The organism is Denitratimonas organivorans (assembly GCF_037478135.1).
In the GTDB taxonomy this organism is placed as follows: domain Bacteria; phylum Pseudomonadota; class Gammaproteobacteria; order Xanthomonadales; family Xanthomonadaceae; genus Denitratimonas.
Genome location: NZ_JBBHDV010000006.1, coordinates 240,635 through 257,446, shown reverse-complemented (window position 1 = coordinate 257,446; position 16,812 = coordinate 240,635). Strand labels below are relative to the sequence as shown.

Sequence of the window (16,812 nt, the reverse complement as noted above, 5' to 3'; positions counted from 1 at the left end):
GAAACATGGATCAGATGGCAATCTGGTGAGGTTTGCGGGGCACTTTTCTGCGATCTCATGAAATATGCGGGCTAAACTTGGTGTTTTTCCTGAAGGAAATACCGCCTTGTTACGACTGAATTTCCTGGCGCCATTGGCGCTGTTTTTGCCGATGGCCGCACTCGCCGCGCAGCCGTTGACACTGGAACAGATCATGGCCGATCCGGACTGGATCGGGGCGCCGGTCGAATCGCCGTTCTGGGCGCTGGATGGTGGCAGCGTGATCCACGCGCAGAAGCGCGAAGTCAGCCCCTTGCGTGATCTGTACATCACCACGCTGGCCGATGGCGTCACGCGCAAGTTGGAGGACAGCGAGCTGGCCACGCTGGATGCGCGCGCGCCGGTCTACGACCGCGAACGCAGCCGCGCGCTGTTCGTGCGCAATGGCGATCTTTTTCTGCGCGATCTGCGCAATGGCGCGCTGGTGCAGTTGAGCCATGGCGGTGATGCGGTGGGCGCACCGCAGTTTTCCGCCGATGGTGCCAGCGCGCAGTTCCGTCGTGGCAGCGACTGGTTCTCGGTGGATCCGGCATCGCGGCTGGTGTCCCAGGTCGCAGTGCTGAAGGCGGAAAAGGATCCCGCCGCCGAGCCCAAGGCCGATGCGTTGCGCGAGCTGCAACTGGAACTGTTCACCACGCTGGCGCAACAGAAGGCCGACAGGGACAGCCAGCGCGAACGCGATCTGGAACTGCGCAGCCTCGATGCCAGCCGTGCGCCGGCGCCGCTGTATCTGGGCGATGACGTGATCGTGTCGAACTCGGCGCTGAGCCCGGACGGGCGCTGGCTGCTGGCGGTCACGCAACAGAAGAAGCACGAGCGCGGTCAGGGCGGAAAGATGCCGCTGTACGTCACCGAATCCGGCTATGAGGAAGTGGAAGACGTGCGCACCCGCGTCGGGCGCAATCCGCCTGGCGGCCACGCGCTGGTGCTGATCGATCTGGCCAGCCGCAGCCAGACCGCGCTGCCGTTCGACCCGCTGCCCGGCATCGATGCCGATCCGCTGGCCGAACTGCGCAAGGCCGCCGGCAAGGACGCGCTTTCCGGTCAGCGTCTGGTGCGCATCGACGCGATCCGCTTCGCCGCCGACGGTTCGCGTGCGGCGGTGATGCTGCGCGCCACCGACAACAAGGACCGCTGGATCGCCTCGGTCGAGGCCGGCAAGACTGCGCTGAAACCGCTGCATCGCCTGACCGATCCGGGCTGGATCAACTGGAACTTCAACGATTTCGGCTGGCTGCCGGACAACCGCACGCTGTGGCTGCTGTCCGAGGAAAGCGGCCATTCGCATCTGTACACCGTCGCCGCGAACGGCAAAGCCAGGGCGCTGACGAAGGGCGCATGGGAAGCCTCCGAGCCGCAGCTTTCCGCCGATGGCAGCCGTTTCTACTTCCTCTGCAACCGCGCCTGGCCGGGTGATTACGAGGTCTGCGCCAAGGACATCGGCGGCAAGGGCCAGGTGCGCGAGATCACCGCGCTGGATGGCGTCGAAGGCTTCGAGCTTTCGCCTGACGGGCACCAGCTGCTGGTGCGCTGGTCAGGCAGTTATATGCCGACGCAGCTGGCCGTGGTGCCTGCCAATGGCGGCCAGGCGCGTGTGCTGACCGACACCCGCAGTGAGGCCTTCAAGGCAATCGAGTGGCTGCCGCCGCGCTTCGAGCAGGTGCCGTCCTCGCAGGTGGACGCGCCGCTGTGGTCCAAGCTCTATCGTCCGCAGACGCTGGAGCCGGGCAAGAAATATCCGATCGTGCTGTTCGTGCACGGCGCCGGCTACACCCAGAACACGCATGCGCGCCATCCGTACTATTTCCGCGAACAGATGTTCCACAACCTGCTGGTGCAGCAGGGCTATCTGGTGCTGGACATCGACTTCCGCGCTTCCGAAGGCTACGGCCGCGACTGGCGCACCGCGATCTACCGCCATATGGGCGAACCGGAGTTGCAGGATCTGATCGACGGTGTGAACTGGCTGGTCGAACAGCATCAGGGTGATGCGGAAAACGTCGGCCTGTACGGCGGCTCCTATGGCGGCTTCATGACCTTGATGGCGATGTTCAAGGCACCGGACACCTTCCACGCCGGCGCCGCGCTGCGCCCGGTCACGGACTGGACCCAGTACAACCACGGCTACACCGCCAACATCCTCAACACTCCGGACATCGAAGCCGAAGCGTATCGGCGCAGCTCGCCGATCTTTTTCGCCGAGGGGCTGCAAGGCGACCTGCTGATCGCGCACGGCATGATGGACGACAACGTCTTCTACCAGGACTCGGTGCGCCTGGCGCAACGCCTGATCGAGCTGAAAAAGGAAGACTGGGAACTGGCCAGCTACCCGCTGGAACGGCACGGCTATGTGTACGCCGATGCCTGGCTGGACCAGTACCGGCGGATCTTCAAACTGTTTGAGCGGCGGTTGAAGAACTGAACGACTGCTGCTTCAGTGCGCGCCGCAACGGGTTTCATCCGCCGTAGCGGCGCGCATCCAAGATGGTGTCGTAGGCAGAGTTGATGGCGCGGGCGCGCTCTTCGGCCAGTTCGCGGATTTCCTGCGCGGCGCCGGCGACGCGGTCCGGGTGGTATTTGGACATCAGCCGGCGGTAGGCGGCGTCGACGGCTTCGTTGCTGGCGTTGCGCGGCACGTCCAGCACCACATAGGCCTCGTCCAGCGCCGAGCGTCCGCGCGAGCGGCGCAGCCAGCCGGCGTCGAAGGCGTGGCCGATCAGTGCGCCGATCAGCAGCCCGATCGGGTGGCGCAGCAGTACGAAGCCGAGCAGGCCGCCGAGGATTTTTCCGTAGTAACGCTTGCCGATGAAATTCATGGTGCGTCGGCCTCGTCCTGCACGATCGCCGGCCAGGTCTGGCGCGCGTACCAGCGCGACAACGCTTCGATGTCGCGCCGGTTCAGTACGCCGATGACGCTGTTCATCACATCGCCCTCGCGCCGGCCTTCGCGGTACTGGGTCAGCGCCCAGACCAGATAGGCCTCGTTCTGGCCGCCGATATGCGGTGCGGCCGGCATCCGGCTGCGGCCATCGCTGCCGTGGCAGGCCACGCACAGGCCGATCTTGGCCGGTGCCGCTTCGGCGGCGGGAGCCGGTTCCGGTGTGGCGGCGGCAAGCAGAGTGGTGAGCAGGAACGCGAGCATGGCGGCGATTCTATATCCGATGCCCGGAGCGCGGCGCGGCAAGCGGCGCGGCGCAGAGTGAATACAGCAGCGCGCTGACCGGCCCTTCGCGCAGCTGGATGCGTCCTTCCACCTGGCCTTCGAAACGGGCACCAAGTTTTTCCGCGACGCGGCGGCTGGCGTGGTTGCCGGGCGCGACCGCGATCTCGACCCGCGCAAGATCACATTCGCGCAGACCGAAACCGGCCACGCAGGCGGCTGCGGCACTGGCGATACCCTCGCCGTGGAAGGCGCTGCCGATCCAGTAGCCGAGGTTGGCGCTGCATTTCAGGCGGTTGAGCTGGTTCAGGCCAGCGCCGCCGAGCAGACTGCCGCTGGCGGAATTGAACACGCCGAAGGAAAACCCGCTGCGGGTGCGCCAGTCTTGCGCGCCCTGCGCAATGAAGGCGCGGGCTTCGTCCAGCGCATAGCCGGAGTGCGCCCATGGCAGCCACGGCGACAGGTGTTCCAGCGAAGCCTGCACCAGTGCATGCAGCGCCGGCGCATCATCCGGCTGGTACGGGCGCAGCAGCAGGGTGCGTGAGTGCGGCGCGGTGATGGTGGTGGTCAGTTCCATGAGCGTTGCAGCATGCCGGATATGCGCGTGCCGTGCAGTGTCGTCGCGAATGGTGCGCGACCACGTGCGGCTGGCAGAATGCTGCGTTATCCAGGCTGGAAGATTCACGATGCGCGTGTGGTCCCTGCATCCCCGTTATCTCGATCCGCCCGGGCTGGTCGCGCTGTGGCGCGAGACGCTGCTGGCGCGCAAGGTGCTGCACGGGCTCACGCGCGGTTATCGGCATCATCCGCAGTTGCGCAGGTTTCAGGCCCAGCCCGATCCGGCTGCGGCGATTGATGTCTATCTGGCCGCAGTGCATGCCGAGGCGACGGCGCGCGGCTATCGTTTTGACGCGAGCAAGTTCGATCCGGAGGCGCGCAGCGCCACGATCGCGGTGAGCTGCGGCCAGCTCGATTACGAATGGCAGCATCTGCGCGCCAAGCTCGCCGTGCGCAGCCCGCAGGTGCTGGCGCGTTGGGAAGAAGTGACCCAGCCGGAATGCCATCCGCTGTTCGTGCCCGAGCCCGGGCCGGTGGCGGAGTGGGAGAAAGTCTAGGGCTGGATCCGGCCGGCTCAGGCCACTTCGTGCAGCGCGGTGTCGCTGACGATCACGCCATCGGCGTCGGCGTACAGCCACTGGCCCGGTTGCACCGTGATGCCGGCGATTTCCAGCGTGACATCGCGGTGGCCGTCGCCGAGTTTCTCGGTCTTGCGTGGGCAGCGGCCGAGCGCCTTGACCCCCAGATCCAGTTGCGCAATCGCCGCGCTGTCGCGGATCGCGCCATGGATGACGATGCCTTCCCAGCCGTTTTCGACCGCCTTGGCGGCGAGTAGATCGCCGAGCATCGCGCGTGCCAGCGAGCCGCCGCCATCCACCAGCAGCACGCGGCCGTGACCGGCTTCGGCCACGGCTTCGCGCACCCGCGAGTTGTCTTCGAAGGCTTTGATCGTGGTGACCAGGCCGTGGAAGGCGCGGCGTCCGCCCAGATCCAGCCAGGGCAGGGTGATGACGTGGATCGCGTTCTCATGCGCGTCGCACAGATCGGTGGTGGCCAGCGGCGTGGTGTTCATCGGCGGCTCTGGAGTTGGCGTGGATTTCAGGGTTTGCTCCCTCTCCCCCGCCAGCGAGGGAGAGGGAATGTAAAGAAGCAGGTAAAAAAAGATCAGGTGAAATAGCCGTACGCGCGGTTGCGGGCGCGTGTGATTTCCTCGCGCATCGCCGCGATCGTGGCGGAGTAGTCGTCGGCGCCGAAGATCGCCGAGCCGGCGACGAAGGTGTCGGCGCCGGCCAGTGCGATTTCGCCGATGTTGTCGATCTTGACGCCGCCGTCCACCTGCAGATGGATGTCGCGGCCACTGCGGTCGATGCGTTCGCGGATCTGGCGCAGTTTTTCCAGCGCCGAAGGAATGAAGGTCTGGCCGCCGAATCCGGGATTCACCGACATCACCAGCACCAGGTCGATGTCGTCCAGCACCCAGTCCAGCACTTCCAGCGGCGTGGCCGGGTTCAGCACGATGCCCGGCTGGCAGCCCTGTGTGCGGATCAGCTGGATGGTGCGGTGCACGTGCGCGCTGGCTTCGGGGTGGAAGCTGATGGTGTTGGCGCCGGCCTTGGCGAATTCGGGCACCAGCGCATCGACCGGCTGCACCATCAGATGCACGTCGATGGGCGCGGTGATGCCGTGCTTGCGCAGTGCCTGGCAGACCATCGGGCCGATGGTCAGGTTGGGCACATAGTGGTTGTCCATCACGTCGAAGTGGACCCAGTCGGCGCCGGCGGCGAGCACGGCTTCCACTTCCTCGCCGAGGCGGGCGAAGTCGGCCGAGAGGATGGATGGGGCGATGATCGAGCGGGTGGTCATGCGAACTCCGGTGTCAGGCAGAAGGCGGGGTGCTGGCTGCATCCAGGGCGGCCAGATCGTCGGCATCCAGACCCAGATCGGCGGCGCCGGCCAGTTCTTCCAGTTGTGCGGTGCTGGTGGCGCTGGCAATCGGTGCGGTGATGCCCGGCTGGGCCATGATCCAGGCCAGTGCCACCTGCGCCGGGCGGGCGAGGTGACGTGCGGCGATGTCATCCAGAGCCGCCAGCACCGCAGCGCCCTGTGGATTGGCGAGATGCTGGCGCACCGCGTCGCCGCGCGCGCTGTCGCGGGCATCGTCCGGGTGGCGGTATTTGCCGCTGAGGAAGCCGGACGCCAGGCCGTGGTAGGCGATCACGCCCAGTTCCTCGCGCTGGCAGATGCCGCGCAATTCACCCTCAAAACCGGCGCGCGCCATCAGGTTGTACTGCGGTTGCAGCACCTGATAGGCGGGCAGGCCGTAGACCTGCGCCACCTCGATGCTTTCCATCAGCTGCGCCGGGCTGTGGTTGGAACAGCCGATGGCGCGCACCTTGCCCTGTTCGAGCAGGTGCTGGAAGGCGCGCAGCGTTTCCTCCGGCGGCGTGCGCTTGTCGAACCAGTGCGACTGGTACAGATCGATGCAGTCCACGCCGAGGCGGCGCAGCGAATCCTCGACCGAGCGCAGGATGTGTTCGCGCCGCAGGCAGATGTGGCCCAGCCCCATGTCGGAGCCGACCTTGGTGGCGATCAGCACATCGTTGTGGTGGCCGCGCTGGCGGATCCAGTCGCCGATGATGCTTTCCGATTCGCCGCCCTGGTGGCCCGGTGCCCAGCGCGAATAGACATCGGCGCTGTCGATCAGGCCGTTGCCCAGCGCCGCGTAGGCATCGAGTACGGCGAAGGATTCGCGCCGCGCGCAGGTCCAGCCGAACACGTTGCCGCCCAGCACCAGTGGGCCGATGTGAAGGCCGGTCTTGCCCAGCGGACGGAGGTTCTGGCTCATGGCAGGCTCAGGCTCGAAGCGGCGCTGCGGACCGCATTGTGCCCATGATCGCGCAGATGCGGTCCAAGGTCATGCCGCTGCCTGTGCCTCAGACCGCGGCGAAGGCGTCGCGGGTGAGGTTTTCCGGGGCATCGGCGGTGCAGGCCACATCGTCCTCGATCCGCACCCCTCCGAACTGCGAGAGGTATTCGACCGCGTCCCAGTCCACTGCGCCGGCGTGCGGCCCGGCGCGCAGCTCGCGCAGCAGCAGGTCGATGAAGTACAGGCCCGGCTCGATCGTCACCACCATGCCTGGCGCCAGGGTGCGGGTCAGGCGCAGGAAGGGATGGCCGTCCGGGCGCGCGATCATGCCGCCTTCGTCCGAGGCTGCGAAGCCGGCCACATCGTGCACCTGGAGGCCGAGCAGGTGGCCGATGCCGTGAGGGAAGAACACCGCGCTGATGCCGCTTTCCAGCTGTGATTCCGGCGTCATGCGCACCAGCCCGAGTTGTTGCAGCACATCGGCCAGGCGCAGGTGCGCATCGACGTGGATATCGCGGTAGTCGCGGCCGTCGCGGACCTGCTCGACCAGCGCCAGCTGCGCCGCTTCGACTCCGTCGATCAGGGCCTGGAAGCGCGCATCGCCATTGCCCCAGGTGCGGGTGATGTCGCTGGAATAACCGTTGCAGCGTGCCCCGGCATCGATCAGGAACGAGCGCGACTGCGCCGGCGCTTCGATGTCCTGGTACTGGTAATGCAGCACCGCCGCGTGTTCGTTCAGCGCCACGATGTTGCCGTAGGGCACGTTGACATCGTTCTGGCCGGTGGCGCCCAGATAGGCGCGGTTGATCGCGTATTCGGATGCACCTTCGCGGAAGGCGGCGGCGGCGGCCAGGTGCCCGCGCGCGGCGATGCGTGAGGCCTCGCGCAGGCAGTGCAGTTCGTAACCGGTCTTGAAGGCGCGGTGGTAGTGCAGGTAGTCCAGCAGCTTCTGTGGATTATCCGGGGTGTAGCCGTCCAGCGCCGCATCGGCCTCGCCGATGATCGCGATGCGGCCTTGTTTGGGCAGGAAGGCGCTGGCCTGCTTCGGTTCGCGGATCACGTGGATGTCGAAATGTTCGACCCAGAAGCCGTCCGGCGCGCTCGGCGCGACATGCCAGTAATCGGCCGGCTGGTGGTAGACCAGCACCGGGCGGCGACCCGGCGTCAGCACGATCCAGCCGTGGCTGTGCTGCGGCAGCGGTACCCACTGCAGGAAATGCGGATTGATCGCGAACGGGTAATCGCGGTCGTCCAGGAAGTGGTACTTCGGCACGCCGGCCGCGATCAGCAAATGATCGTGGCCGCTGCGCGCCAGCGCAGTTTCCACGCGCTGCTGGAGGGTGGAAAGATGCTGGGCGTAGAGTGCGCCGATGTCCATGGACGATCCTGGAATCAATGACGGAAACCGTCATTGTGCCGCAGCCGGCGTGGCTGCGGGTTGCTGCTGTGCGCGGTCCGGCGCTGTGCGCTGCGGTTCGCTTCCGCTCACCGGCAGGCTATGCCGGGCTGGTGGCCTGGGCGGGAAACATCATGCCGCGTACCTCAGACGTACTGGCCGCCGGGCAGATCGATCCAGACGCGCAGCACCGCCAGATCGTCGGGCGAGATGTCGATGAAGCGGAAGCCGACCCAGAACTGGCCCGGGGAGCTGGCCGGTTCGGACCAGAGCTGGTGTGCGCCGATGCTGATGTCGCGGCGGTTGCCACCGGCATCGGTCAGCGTGAAACGCAGCTGGAACAGCGCGTCGTCGGCCAGATGACGCGTCGTGAACAGCATCATGCCGGTTTCGGAGATGTTGCCGATCAGCCCGATCGGCGTTTCCAGCATGGTGTCGATGACATCGATGCGCTCGGCCACCTGCTTGCGCTTGGCGCGGCGGTATTCCTCGTTGCTCATGCGCGCGTCCTCATTTGGCTGTGGCCGCCTGCGGCGCTTGGGCGCCCTGCCCGGCGAACGAGCGCAGGGTGCGGATGATCGCGCTCCAGGCGCGGTCCACGATCGAGCCGCGCTCCGGTTCCACCAGCTTGACGTTGCCACGCTCCAGTTCGCGTGCCAGCCAGGACAGGGTGTAGTCGCCGGCCCGCTGGCCGCGATGGTTGACGAACAGGCAGTGGTCGGTGACGGTGCTGTACCAGGACATGCGGCGACGCGCCCTGTCGCCCTGCTGGTTGATGGTGAAATCGAACCAGGTGCCGTACGGCATACGCTTGACACGGTCGTGCCAGGTTTTTTCCTCCGGACTCAGCGGCGCAGTCTTGGGAATCGTCTTGACCTCGGCCTGGCGGCCACCCTGGGCGTCCTGGCCGAAGCGGGCGCGGCTGCGCAGCTTGATTGCCAGTTCCGTGCGCGAGGCCGGGTCGGCGTCGGCTTCGTTCTCGCTGGCGCTGGTCGCGGCCGCCAGCATCCGTGCCGACACCTCGCTGGCATCCTCGCTGGCATGGCCGACCTGGGTGAGCGAGGATTCGATCTCCTCGCGCATGCGGCTGGCCTCGGTCGGCTCGATCACCGGCTGACCAGAGGCATGACGCTGCATCGTGGCGTCGACCAGGCGCTTGACCAGCGCTATCTGCTGCTGGAACGCGGGCGAGGATTCACCGCCGCGCAGCAGTGCCAGCGCCAGCACGTCGGTCCAGACCTGCTCCAGCAGGGTGCGCAGGAAGCGCGGCACGTCCTTGCCCTCAAGCACGCCGTCGATGGCTTCTTCGGCCTGGAGACGGGCGATTTCCAGCTTCTCGCGGCCACGTGCGGCCTCGACATGACGGCGCTCGCTGACTTCGGCTTTGCGCTGCTGGGTGGACAGGTGGCTGGTCAGATCCGACATCAGATCGCTGAACAGCGCGTTGTCGCCGGAATACTCCTGCGTCGCGCGCTGCACCAGATGCGACATCTTCTGGATCAGGTTGCGGTCGACCTCGTCGTCGCTGCTCAGATAGGCGCTGGTCTCGGCGATGGCGTTGAGCATCTGCCGCGCCGGATGGTGGTGATCGGTGAAGAAGCCTTCGTCCTGCAGCGCCACGCGCAACAACGGTACCTGCAGGTGGCCCAGCAGCGAACCGGCTGGGCTTTGCGGGCTGACCTCCTGGCCGATGTGGTCGAACAGCATGCCGACCAGATCGACGGTGTCGCCCTGGGTGTCGCTGAGTGTCGGCGCGGGGCCATCCTGGGCGGTGCGTGCCAACTGGTTCAGCAGATGGGTCTTGACCTGGGCGAACGGCAACGGAGCGGCCGGTGCGGTATCACCGGCCAGCTCCTGCTGGATCTGGCTCAGACACTGCTGCACCAGATCCGGGCTGGCGACCTGCTGCGGTGCACTGGCGGCGCCGCCGAGCGGCGATTTGAGCTTGCCCAGCAGGCTGCGGCGCCCGGCCAGCAGGCGGCGCAGGGTATCGAACAGTTCCGCGTCCGGCGCGGCCTGCTGCGCCGGGCCGGACGGGATCAGGTTGTTCCATGGCACGGTGTCCGGTGCGTCCGGCGTAGCATGGGGTGGCAGATTCGGCGCGGCACCGGTGCCGATGCTGCCCGGGGGTGGGAACATGCCCTTGCGCGCTGCGCCTGCCGGCACGGCGCCCATGCCAGCGCCAGAACCTGGCGGGGTGCGCGGCATTGCGTCGGGGCCGGGGCCGGGCAGCGGCGCCGATGGTGCAGATGGCGGGAAAAGATGCGCAGGCGAGGCCGGCATCCGTGCTGCGGGCGTTGCGGCCATGCCGGGCGGCGGGGTCGGGAAGGCACGGCCGCCGCGCGCCGGCATGCTGTTCATGTCCGGCAGGCCGGCCGGAAGTTCGCCGCCGGCATCGGTGTCGGCGGGTGGTGCTGATGGCGCGGGCGCGGAAGGCTGCTGGGCACGCTTGCGCGCGGCGGCCTGCTTGCTGCGCGGCGGCACATAGGTCAGGTTCGGCAGCACCTGTTCACGGATCAGGTAGTTGTTCAATGCCTCGTAGAACGGGGTCAGATGCTGCATCACGCTGCGGTCGAACTGGCGGTAGATCTGGCCGCACTGTTCGGCGTCCAGATCGAAACCGGCGACCACGCTGCGCAGCATCTGACACAGCCGGTGCGGGCCGACTGGCAGGTGTTCGGCATCGAAGGCCGGGCGCCCGGCGACCACGCCCATGCGCTGACCGAGCAGGAACAGCGACAGGCTGTTGCGGATTTCGCCACGGGTGGCAATCTCGCGCAGCGCCACGGTTTCGTCCATGGTGCTGGTGTCCACCAGCGACAGCTCCGAGAACTGCGGCCGGGTCTGGTCTTCGACCTTGGGCGGCGGCGGATCGGATAGCGTCGCCAGCGCGGTTTCCACCTGCGCCAGGAATTGCGGCGTGACCTGGGAGCGGCGTTCGTGGATGCGTTTCTGGGCTTCCAGCAGCGCGCGCTGCACCTCGTTGCTGCGCGCCTGCTCGGCGCTGCGGAACAGTTGCTGCTCAAGCTCGTTGAGCATCTGTTCCAGGCTGCGCGCGAATTCGTCGGAGAAGAAACCGAATATGCCTTCCAGCAACGCCTTCTGGCGGCGGGAGAAATCGCGCTCGGCGATTTTCACCCGCGCCAGCGGCGCGCTTGATTTCGAAAATGATGCGGGCCCCTGCATGCTGGCCGCTCCCCCTGCTCAGGTTGTCCTGTGGATTCTATGACACGGATCACAGATCAACCAGCACGGCGATTCTCACTGAAATTCACCCAAACCTTTGCATTTCATCCGCTTGCGTGATGTGGGGACGGTCTGCGGGTTCAGCGCGCCTGCCAGCGCAGGCCCAGCAGCACGGTCAGGCCGGGCGTGTTGTAGGCATCGACCAGGGTGTAATCGCGGTCCAGCAGGTTGTCGATGCGACCATCGAGACGGAAGCCGCCGCCCAATGGCCATTGGCCGTGCAGCGCCAACAGGCCGTAGCCGGGCAGGCGGGTGCCGAAGTCCGGGCGCTGCGAGGCGGCGTGGCCTTCGATGCCAACCCGCGCGCCGCTGGTGAATATCCGTTCCAGCGACAGGTTGGCCTTGCGCGGCGGACGCCGCAGCAGACGCGCGCCACTGTCGCGGTCGAGCGGATCTTGCCAGGTGGCGTTGGCGCCGATATGCCAATAACCCAGTTGCCGGTCCCATTCGATTTCAACGCCGTCGATGCGGGCGCGGGCGATGTTCAGGGCCTGCGCATTTTCGCCGGCGAAATCGATCAGCCCGTCGATATCGTTGCGGAAGGCGCGCAGGCTGAAGCGCCCGGCAGCTGGCAGATGCCAGTGCAGGCCCAGTTCGGCGCTGTCCGAATGTTCGGCATGCAGCGCCGGATTGCCGGCGTACCAGCCGCCCCAGCCGGGCGAATACAGTTCATTCATTGTCGGTGCGCGGAAGCCCTGACCCCAACTCGCGGTGAAGCGCAGCGTGCGGCCCAGCTCCCAGCCCCAGGCGGCGCCGAAGCTGGATTCGCTGCCGTAGGCGCTGTTGTCGTCGTAGCGTCCAGACAGATCCAACGCATGCGCCCCGGCGCGGCGCTGCCACGCGACGAAGGCCGAGGCGGTGTGGCGCGACTGGGCATAGACATCGCTGCCGGTGAGGCTGTCGTGCTGGCGTCCGCGTTCGTGCAGCCAGGACAGACCCAGTGTCAGCGCGTCGTTGTGGCTGGGGGCCAGATGGTGTTGCCAGTCGGCCTGTTCGCGCTGCGAGTGGTAGCGGGTGAAACTGTCCGGCGTATCGAGCCGGTCGCGGCTGCCGCCCAGGGTCACGCGGTGCTGCCAGTCCGGGCCGAGCGCGCCCTCCAGTGCCAGCGCCAGTACCTGCTGGCGGGTGTTGGATTCACCCTGATCGAACTGGATATCGTTGTCGTTGTGCAGCAGCGTGGCCTGCAATTCCTGATCGCCCAGGCTGTGTCGGGCGTTGGCCGAAACGCTGCGCAGGGTGGCGCCGTCGCGGTCCGGATCAAAACTCCAGTTCGCCGGTGTGGTGGCGTTGGTGCCACGGCTGTCGAGCCAGGCCGCGTGCAGGCCGAAGCCGCCGTTGCCGCGCTGCCTGCCGGTGCCGGCCTCCACGCCATAGGTATCGTGATTGCCGGCATGAAGGGCCCACTGCGTGCCGATGTTGCGCCGGGTGAAAATCTGGATCACGCCGCCGAGCGCATCCGCGCCCCAGAGCGCGGCGCGCGGGCCGCGCACCACTTCGATGCGTTCGATCTGCGCCAGCGGCAATTGCTCCCAGGCGTAGGCGCCGGTGCCCAGCGCCGAAATCCGCACGCCATCGATCAGCACCAGCGCGTGGTTGGCGTTGGTGCCGCGCAGGAATACCGCCGCTTGCTGGCCGATCCCGGCGCCACGCACCACGTCCAGGCCGGGCAGCTGGCGCAGCAGGCCGAGCACATCGAAACCGCCGGCGGCCTCGATCGCGTCGCGGTCCAGCACGCTGACCGCAGCCAGCACATCCGATTGCGCCTGCGACTGGCGCGTGGCGGTGACAACGACGGGTTCGCCGGTGGTCACCGGCTGGGCCAACAGCGGCAAAGCCGCGAACGAAGTGGCGGCAAACAGGCAGGAACGCAGCAGGGTCATCGCGGGACACTCCGGGGCAGGTGGGGCACAACGCTGCGACAGCCCGCGGACAACGCACACGGCCGCGCACGCGCCGGCCCTGCACGTTCGCCCGCGTCGCCCACCGCAACGCCAAGGTCACCGGCGCGCGATTGCGACGCACCGGTGCTTCAGGCCGGTCTCCGGGCTGGCAGGGTGGAATCGGGGAGTCCCGGCGCGTCCGCCTTCCCGGCCACAAGGCCAGTGGTTGTTCGAAGCGAACATGGACACGCCACCTGCTTACCGTTGCGGGGGCAGCGCCGGATTCGCACCGGCTTCCCGAGCACCTGAAGCGGGGCGCAGTCTAGCAGGCCGCCTGCGCTCAGGCCGCGACTTTCCGCACGCGCGGCCGGCATTTTCTTTCTCCATGCGCACTAGTATTGAGCGGCGAAACCCCGGGCGCACCTGGCTGCGATCCGGCACCGTGAGGGAGAGGAAAGATGCGATTGACACTGGGCACGCTGCTGGAGAGCAGCGCACGCCGCTATCCGGACAAGCCCGCACTGCGCGCGGCCGGGATGGAACTGGATTACACGCAACTGCTCGCCGCCGCCCGCCGCGCCGCGCAGGTGCTGGCCGATGCCGGCATCGGGCGCGGTGACCGGGTGGCGCTGATGTGCTTCAACACGCCGGGTTTCGTGATCGCCGCGTTCGGCGCCTGGCGTCTGGGTGCGACCGTGGTGCCGCTGAACCACAAGCTGGCCGCGCCGGAAGTGGACTATGTGCTGCGCCATTGCAAGGCCGATCTGGTGATCTGCGACGGCACCCTGGCGGCACTGGTCGGGCAGGTCGCCACGGTGCCGCTGTGGACCACCGACAGCACGGTCGACGGCCTGCCGGATTTCGATGCGCGCGTCGTCGCCGCTGATGAGTTCGACGCGGATCTGGCGCAGGAGGACGATCTGGCCGAAGTGCTCTACACCTCCGGCACCACCGGCAAGCCCAAGGGCTGCATGCACGATCATCGCGGGTTGAGTCTGGTGGCGGCCTATTCCAGCGCCGTGGTGCCGATGCGGCACGATGACCGCAGCCTGATCGCGATGCCGATCTGGCACGCTTCGCCGCTCAACAACTGGCTGCTCGGCGGCCTGTTCATCGGCGCCACGCTGGTGCTGTTGCGCGAATACCAGCCGCGCGCCTTCCTGCAGACCATCCAGGACGAACGCATCACGCTGTATTTCGGTGCGCCGGTCTCGTTCCTGGCGCCGCTGCAACTGGTCGAGGATTTTTCCGCATTCGACCTGACCTCGATCCGCGCCTTCATCTACGGCGCCGGCCCGATCGGGGAGCAGACCGCGCGCATGCTGCAGAGCGCCTACCGCTGCGATGATTTCTTCCAGGTCTACGGCATGACCGAGACCGGCCCCAGCGGCACCATCCTGTATCCCAAAGAACAGATCGAACGCGCCGGTTCCTGCGGCCGCAGCACGTTGCCGGGCATTGACCGGCGCGTTGTCAAGGCCGATGGCAGCGAAGCCGCTCCGGGCGAGGTCGGCGAAGTCTGGTTCCGCGCGGTGACGATGATGCGTGGCTATCTGGATGACCCTGACGCCACCGCTGCCGCGTTCGAGGGGCAGTGGTACAAGACCGGCGATCTGGTGCGGCTGGACGAGGCCGGGTACGCCACCATCGTGGACCGCATCAGCGACCTGATCATCACCGGCGGCGAGAACGTCCATTCCAAGGAAGTGGAAGACGTGCTGATGACGCACCCGGCGATGGCCGATGTCGCCGTGGTCGGCCAGGCGCATGCCGAATGGGGCGAAACCATCATCGCCTTCGCCACGCTGAAGCCCGGCACCACGCTCGATATCGATGCCCTGCGCGACTGGGCCGGCAGCCGGCTGGCGCGCTACAAGCTGCCGCGCGTGCTGCATCTGCGCGACGCCCTGCCTCGCACGCCCAGCGGCAAGGTCATGAAACACGTGCTGCGCCAGCAACTGGGCGCCACGCCCGCCGCCACACCCGATACCCAGGAATCGCCATGAGCCTCGCCGACCGTTTCCAGACCCATACCGTTGAAAACCAGCCGCTGCCGCTGGCCGATTACGACGCCTTCGCCACCGATCCGGCGCTGTGCGAAGCGCTGGAGCGCGAAGGTGGCGGCTGGGCGCGTGAACAGGTTGCCGCGTTCGGCAAGATCGCCGGTGGCGAGCTGCTGCGGCTGGGCTTTGAAGCGAACGAGCACAAACCGCAGTTCAAGCCCTTCGACCGCTATGGCCACCGCATCGACGAAGTGCAGTTCCACCTCAGCTACCACCGCATCATGCAGCTGGGCGTGGAGCACGGTGTGCCGAATTTCTTCTGGCGCCATGCCGATACTCCCGGCGCCAATGTCGCGCGCGCCGCGCTGGCCTATCTGCACATGCAGCCCGAACAGGGCAACAACTGCCCGCTGACGATGACCTACGCCTGCGTGCCATCGTTGCGTGCGCAGCCGGAACTGGCGCGCGAATGGCTGCCGCGCATCATCGCGCCGCATTACGACGGCCGCTTCGTGCCGGCCGCGCAGAAGGCCGGCAACACCATCGGCATGGGCATGACCGAGAAGCAGGGCGGTTCGGACGTGCGTTCCAACAGCACCCGCGCCACGCCGGTGGCCTCGCCCGGCCCCGGTCAGGCCTATGAACTGGTCGGCCACAAATTCTTCTTCTCCGCGCCGATGTGCGATGCCTTCCTGGTGCTGGCGCAGGCGGCGGGCGGGATTTCCTGCTTCCTGTTGCCGCGTTTTTTGCCGGACGGCCAGCTCAACGCGATTCGCATCCAGCGCCTGAAGGACAAGCTCGGCGACTGGGGCAATGCCAGCTCGGAGGTCGAATTCACCGGTGCGGTCGCATGGCTGGTGGGCGAGGAGGGGCGCGGCGTGGCCACGATCCTGGAAATGGTCGCGCTGACCCGGCAGGACTGCCTGATCGGCTCGGCCGGCATCATGCGCCAGGCGCTGGTGCAGGCCATCCACCACGCCCGTGGCCGGCGTGCGTTTGGCAAACTGCTGATCGACCAGCCGCTGATGAAGAACGTGCTGGCCGATCTGGCGCTGGAATCCGAAGCCGCGATGGCGCTGTCGCTGCGCGTGGCGCGCGCAATCGATGCCAGCGCACGCGACCCGATGGAAGCCGCGTTCGCCCGCATCGGCACCGCCATCGGCAAATACCAAGTCTGCAAACGCTGCCCGCCGATGGTCAACGAGGCGCAGGAATGTCTCGGCGGCGCCGGCTATATCGAAGAATCCATCCTCGCCCGGCTGTACCGCCAGGCACCGTTGAATTCGATCTGGGAAGGCAGCGGCAACATCCAGTGCCTGGACGTGCTGCGCGCGCTGCGGCGCGAACCGGAAACCCGCGATGCACTGGCCGCCGAACTGCGCAGCGTCGCCGGTGAAAATGCACGGCTGGACGCCGAGGCGGTGTGGATCGGACAGGCGCTGGACGATGTCGCCACGCTGGAAGCGCGTTCACGCCTGGTCACCGAACGCATCGCGCTGGCCTTGCAGGCGGTGCAACTGATCCGCACCGCACACCGCGACAGCGCCGACCTGTTCATCGCCACCCGCCTGGACGGTCAGCACGGCCAGCACTTCGGCACCCTGCCGCCGGGAGCTGCGCTGGGTTCAATGATCGAACGGGCGTTCCCACAACGGTAGGCGCTG

General features: G+C 67.1%; 14 protein-coding genes and 1 riboswitch. Of the genes, 4 read left to right on the top strand and 10 right to left on the bottom strand.

Annotation, left to right across the window (positions count from 1 at the left end; all coding sequences use genetic code 11):
* Window positions 1–106 precede the first annotated feature (106 nt).
* Entirely contained in the window at window positions 107–2,461 is a 2,355-nt protein-coding gene (locus tag WDB66_RS08725) for a S9 family peptidase (protein WP_339398162.1), read from the top strand.
* Between the two features lie 34 nt (window positions 2,462–2,495).
* Here the strand turns inward: WDB66_RS08725 and WDB66_RS08720 are convergent, their stop codons facing one another.
* The 3 genes from WDB66_RS08720 to WDB66_RS08710 are packed head-to-tail and all read right to left on the bottom strand — an operon-like array spanning window position 2,496 to window position 3,776.
* Window positions 2,496–2,855, bottom strand: coding sequence for a J domain-containing protein (locus WDB66_RS08720; protein ID WP_339398161.1), 360 nt, complete (start codon window positions 2,853–2,855; stop codon window positions 2,496–2,498).
* Complete coding sequence (locus tag WDB66_RS08715; protein WP_339398160.1) at window positions 2,852–3,181, bottom strand: c-type cytochrome; 330 nt, start codon at window positions 3,179–3,181, stop codon at window positions 2,852–2,854. The genes WDB66_RS08720 and WDB66_RS08715 overlap by 4 nt, the downstream gene beginning before the upstream one ends.
* 10 nt (window positions 3,182–3,191) lie before the next feature.
* Window positions 3,192–3,776, bottom strand: a complete 585-nt coding sequence (locus WDB66_RS08710; RefSeq protein WP_339398159.1) for a GNAT family N-acetyltransferase — start codon at window positions 3,774–3,776, stop codon at window positions 3,192–3,194.
* A gap of 109 nt (window positions 3,777–3,885) precedes the next feature.
* Here WDB66_RS08710 and WDB66_RS08705 point away from each other — a divergent pair, with 109 nt between their 5' ends.
* Window positions 3,886–4,314, top strand: coding sequence for a pyrimidine dimer DNA glycosylase/endonuclease V (locus tag WDB66_RS08705; RefSeq protein ID WP_339398158.1), 429 nt, complete (start codon window positions 3,886–3,888; stop codon window positions 4,312–4,314).
* A 17-nt stretch (window positions 4,315–4,331) separates the two neighbouring features.
* Here the strand turns inward: WDB66_RS08705 and rraA are convergent, their stop codons facing one another.
* The 7 genes from rraA to WDB66_RS08670 form a co-directional block, all read right to left on the bottom strand.
* Window positions 4,332–4,829, bottom strand: a complete 498-nt coding sequence (gene rraA / locus WDB66_RS08700; protein WP_339398157.1) for a ribonuclease E activity regulator RraA — start codon at window positions 4,827–4,829, stop codon at window positions 4,332–4,334.
* Window positions 4,830–4,921: 92 nt separating this feature from the next.
* Window positions 4,922–5,620 carry a ribulose-phosphate 3-epimerase gene (gene rpe, locus WDB66_RS08695; RefSeq protein WP_339398156.1) on the bottom strand — a complete coding sequence of 233 codons (699 nt, stop codon included), beginning with the start codon at window positions 5,618–5,620 and terminating at the stop codon, window positions 4,922–4,924.
* A 13-nt stretch (window positions 5,621–5,633) separates the two neighbouring features.
* Complete coding sequence (locus tag WDB66_RS08690) at window positions 5,634–6,602, bottom strand: aldo/keto reductase (protein ID WP_339398155.1); 969 nt, start codon at window positions 6,600–6,602, stop codon at window positions 5,634–5,636.
* Window positions 6,603–6,690: 88 nt separating this feature from the next.
* A complete protein-coding gene (gene pepQ, locus WDB66_RS08685; protein WP_339398154.1) occupies window positions 6,691–8,001 on the bottom strand; it encodes a Xaa-Pro dipeptidase in 1,311 nt (436 codons plus the stop codon).
* A gap of 164 nt (window positions 8,002–8,165) precedes the next feature.
* Complete coding sequence (locus tag WDB66_RS08680) at window positions 8,166–8,519, bottom strand: PilZ domain-containing protein (RefSeq protein ID WP_339398153.1); 354 nt, start codon at window positions 8,517–8,519, stop codon at window positions 8,166–8,168.
* 10 nt (window positions 8,520–8,529) lie between these two features.
* A complete protein-coding gene (locus WDB66_RS08675; protein WP_339398152.1) occupies window positions 8,530–11,157 on the bottom strand; it encodes a DUF1631 domain-containing protein in 2,628 nt (875 codons plus the stop codon).
* Window positions 11,158–11,345: 188 nt separating this feature from the next.
* Window positions 11,346–13,145: a TonB-dependent receptor domain-containing protein gene (locus tag WDB66_RS08670; protein WP_339398151.1), complete on the bottom strand. Its 1,800-nt coding sequence runs from the start codon at window positions 13,143–13,145 to the stop codon at window positions 11,346–11,348.
* Between the two features lie 135 nt (window positions 13,146–13,280).
* Window positions 13,281–13,469, bottom strand: a riboswitch (cobalamin riboswitch).
* 134 nt (window positions 13,470–13,603) lie between these two features.
* On the opposite strand from WDB66_RS08670, the gene WDB66_RS08665 reads away from it, so the two are divergent.
* Together WDB66_RS08665 and WDB66_RS08660 are read left to right on the top strand one after the other, a co-directional pair.
* Complete coding sequence (locus WDB66_RS08665; protein ID WP_339398150.1) at window positions 13,604–15,151, top strand: class I adenylate-forming enzyme family protein; 1,548 nt, start codon at window positions 13,604–13,606, stop codon at window positions 15,149–15,151.
* Window positions 15,148–16,806: an isovaleryl-CoA dehydrogenase gene (locus WDB66_RS08660; protein ID WP_339398149.1), complete on the top strand. Its 1,659-nt coding sequence runs from the start codon at window positions 15,148–15,150 to the stop codon at window positions 16,804–16,806. The genes WDB66_RS08665 and WDB66_RS08660 overlap by 4 nt, the downstream gene beginning before the upstream one ends.
* The last annotated feature ends 6 nt before the right edge of the window (window positions 16,807–16,812 follow it).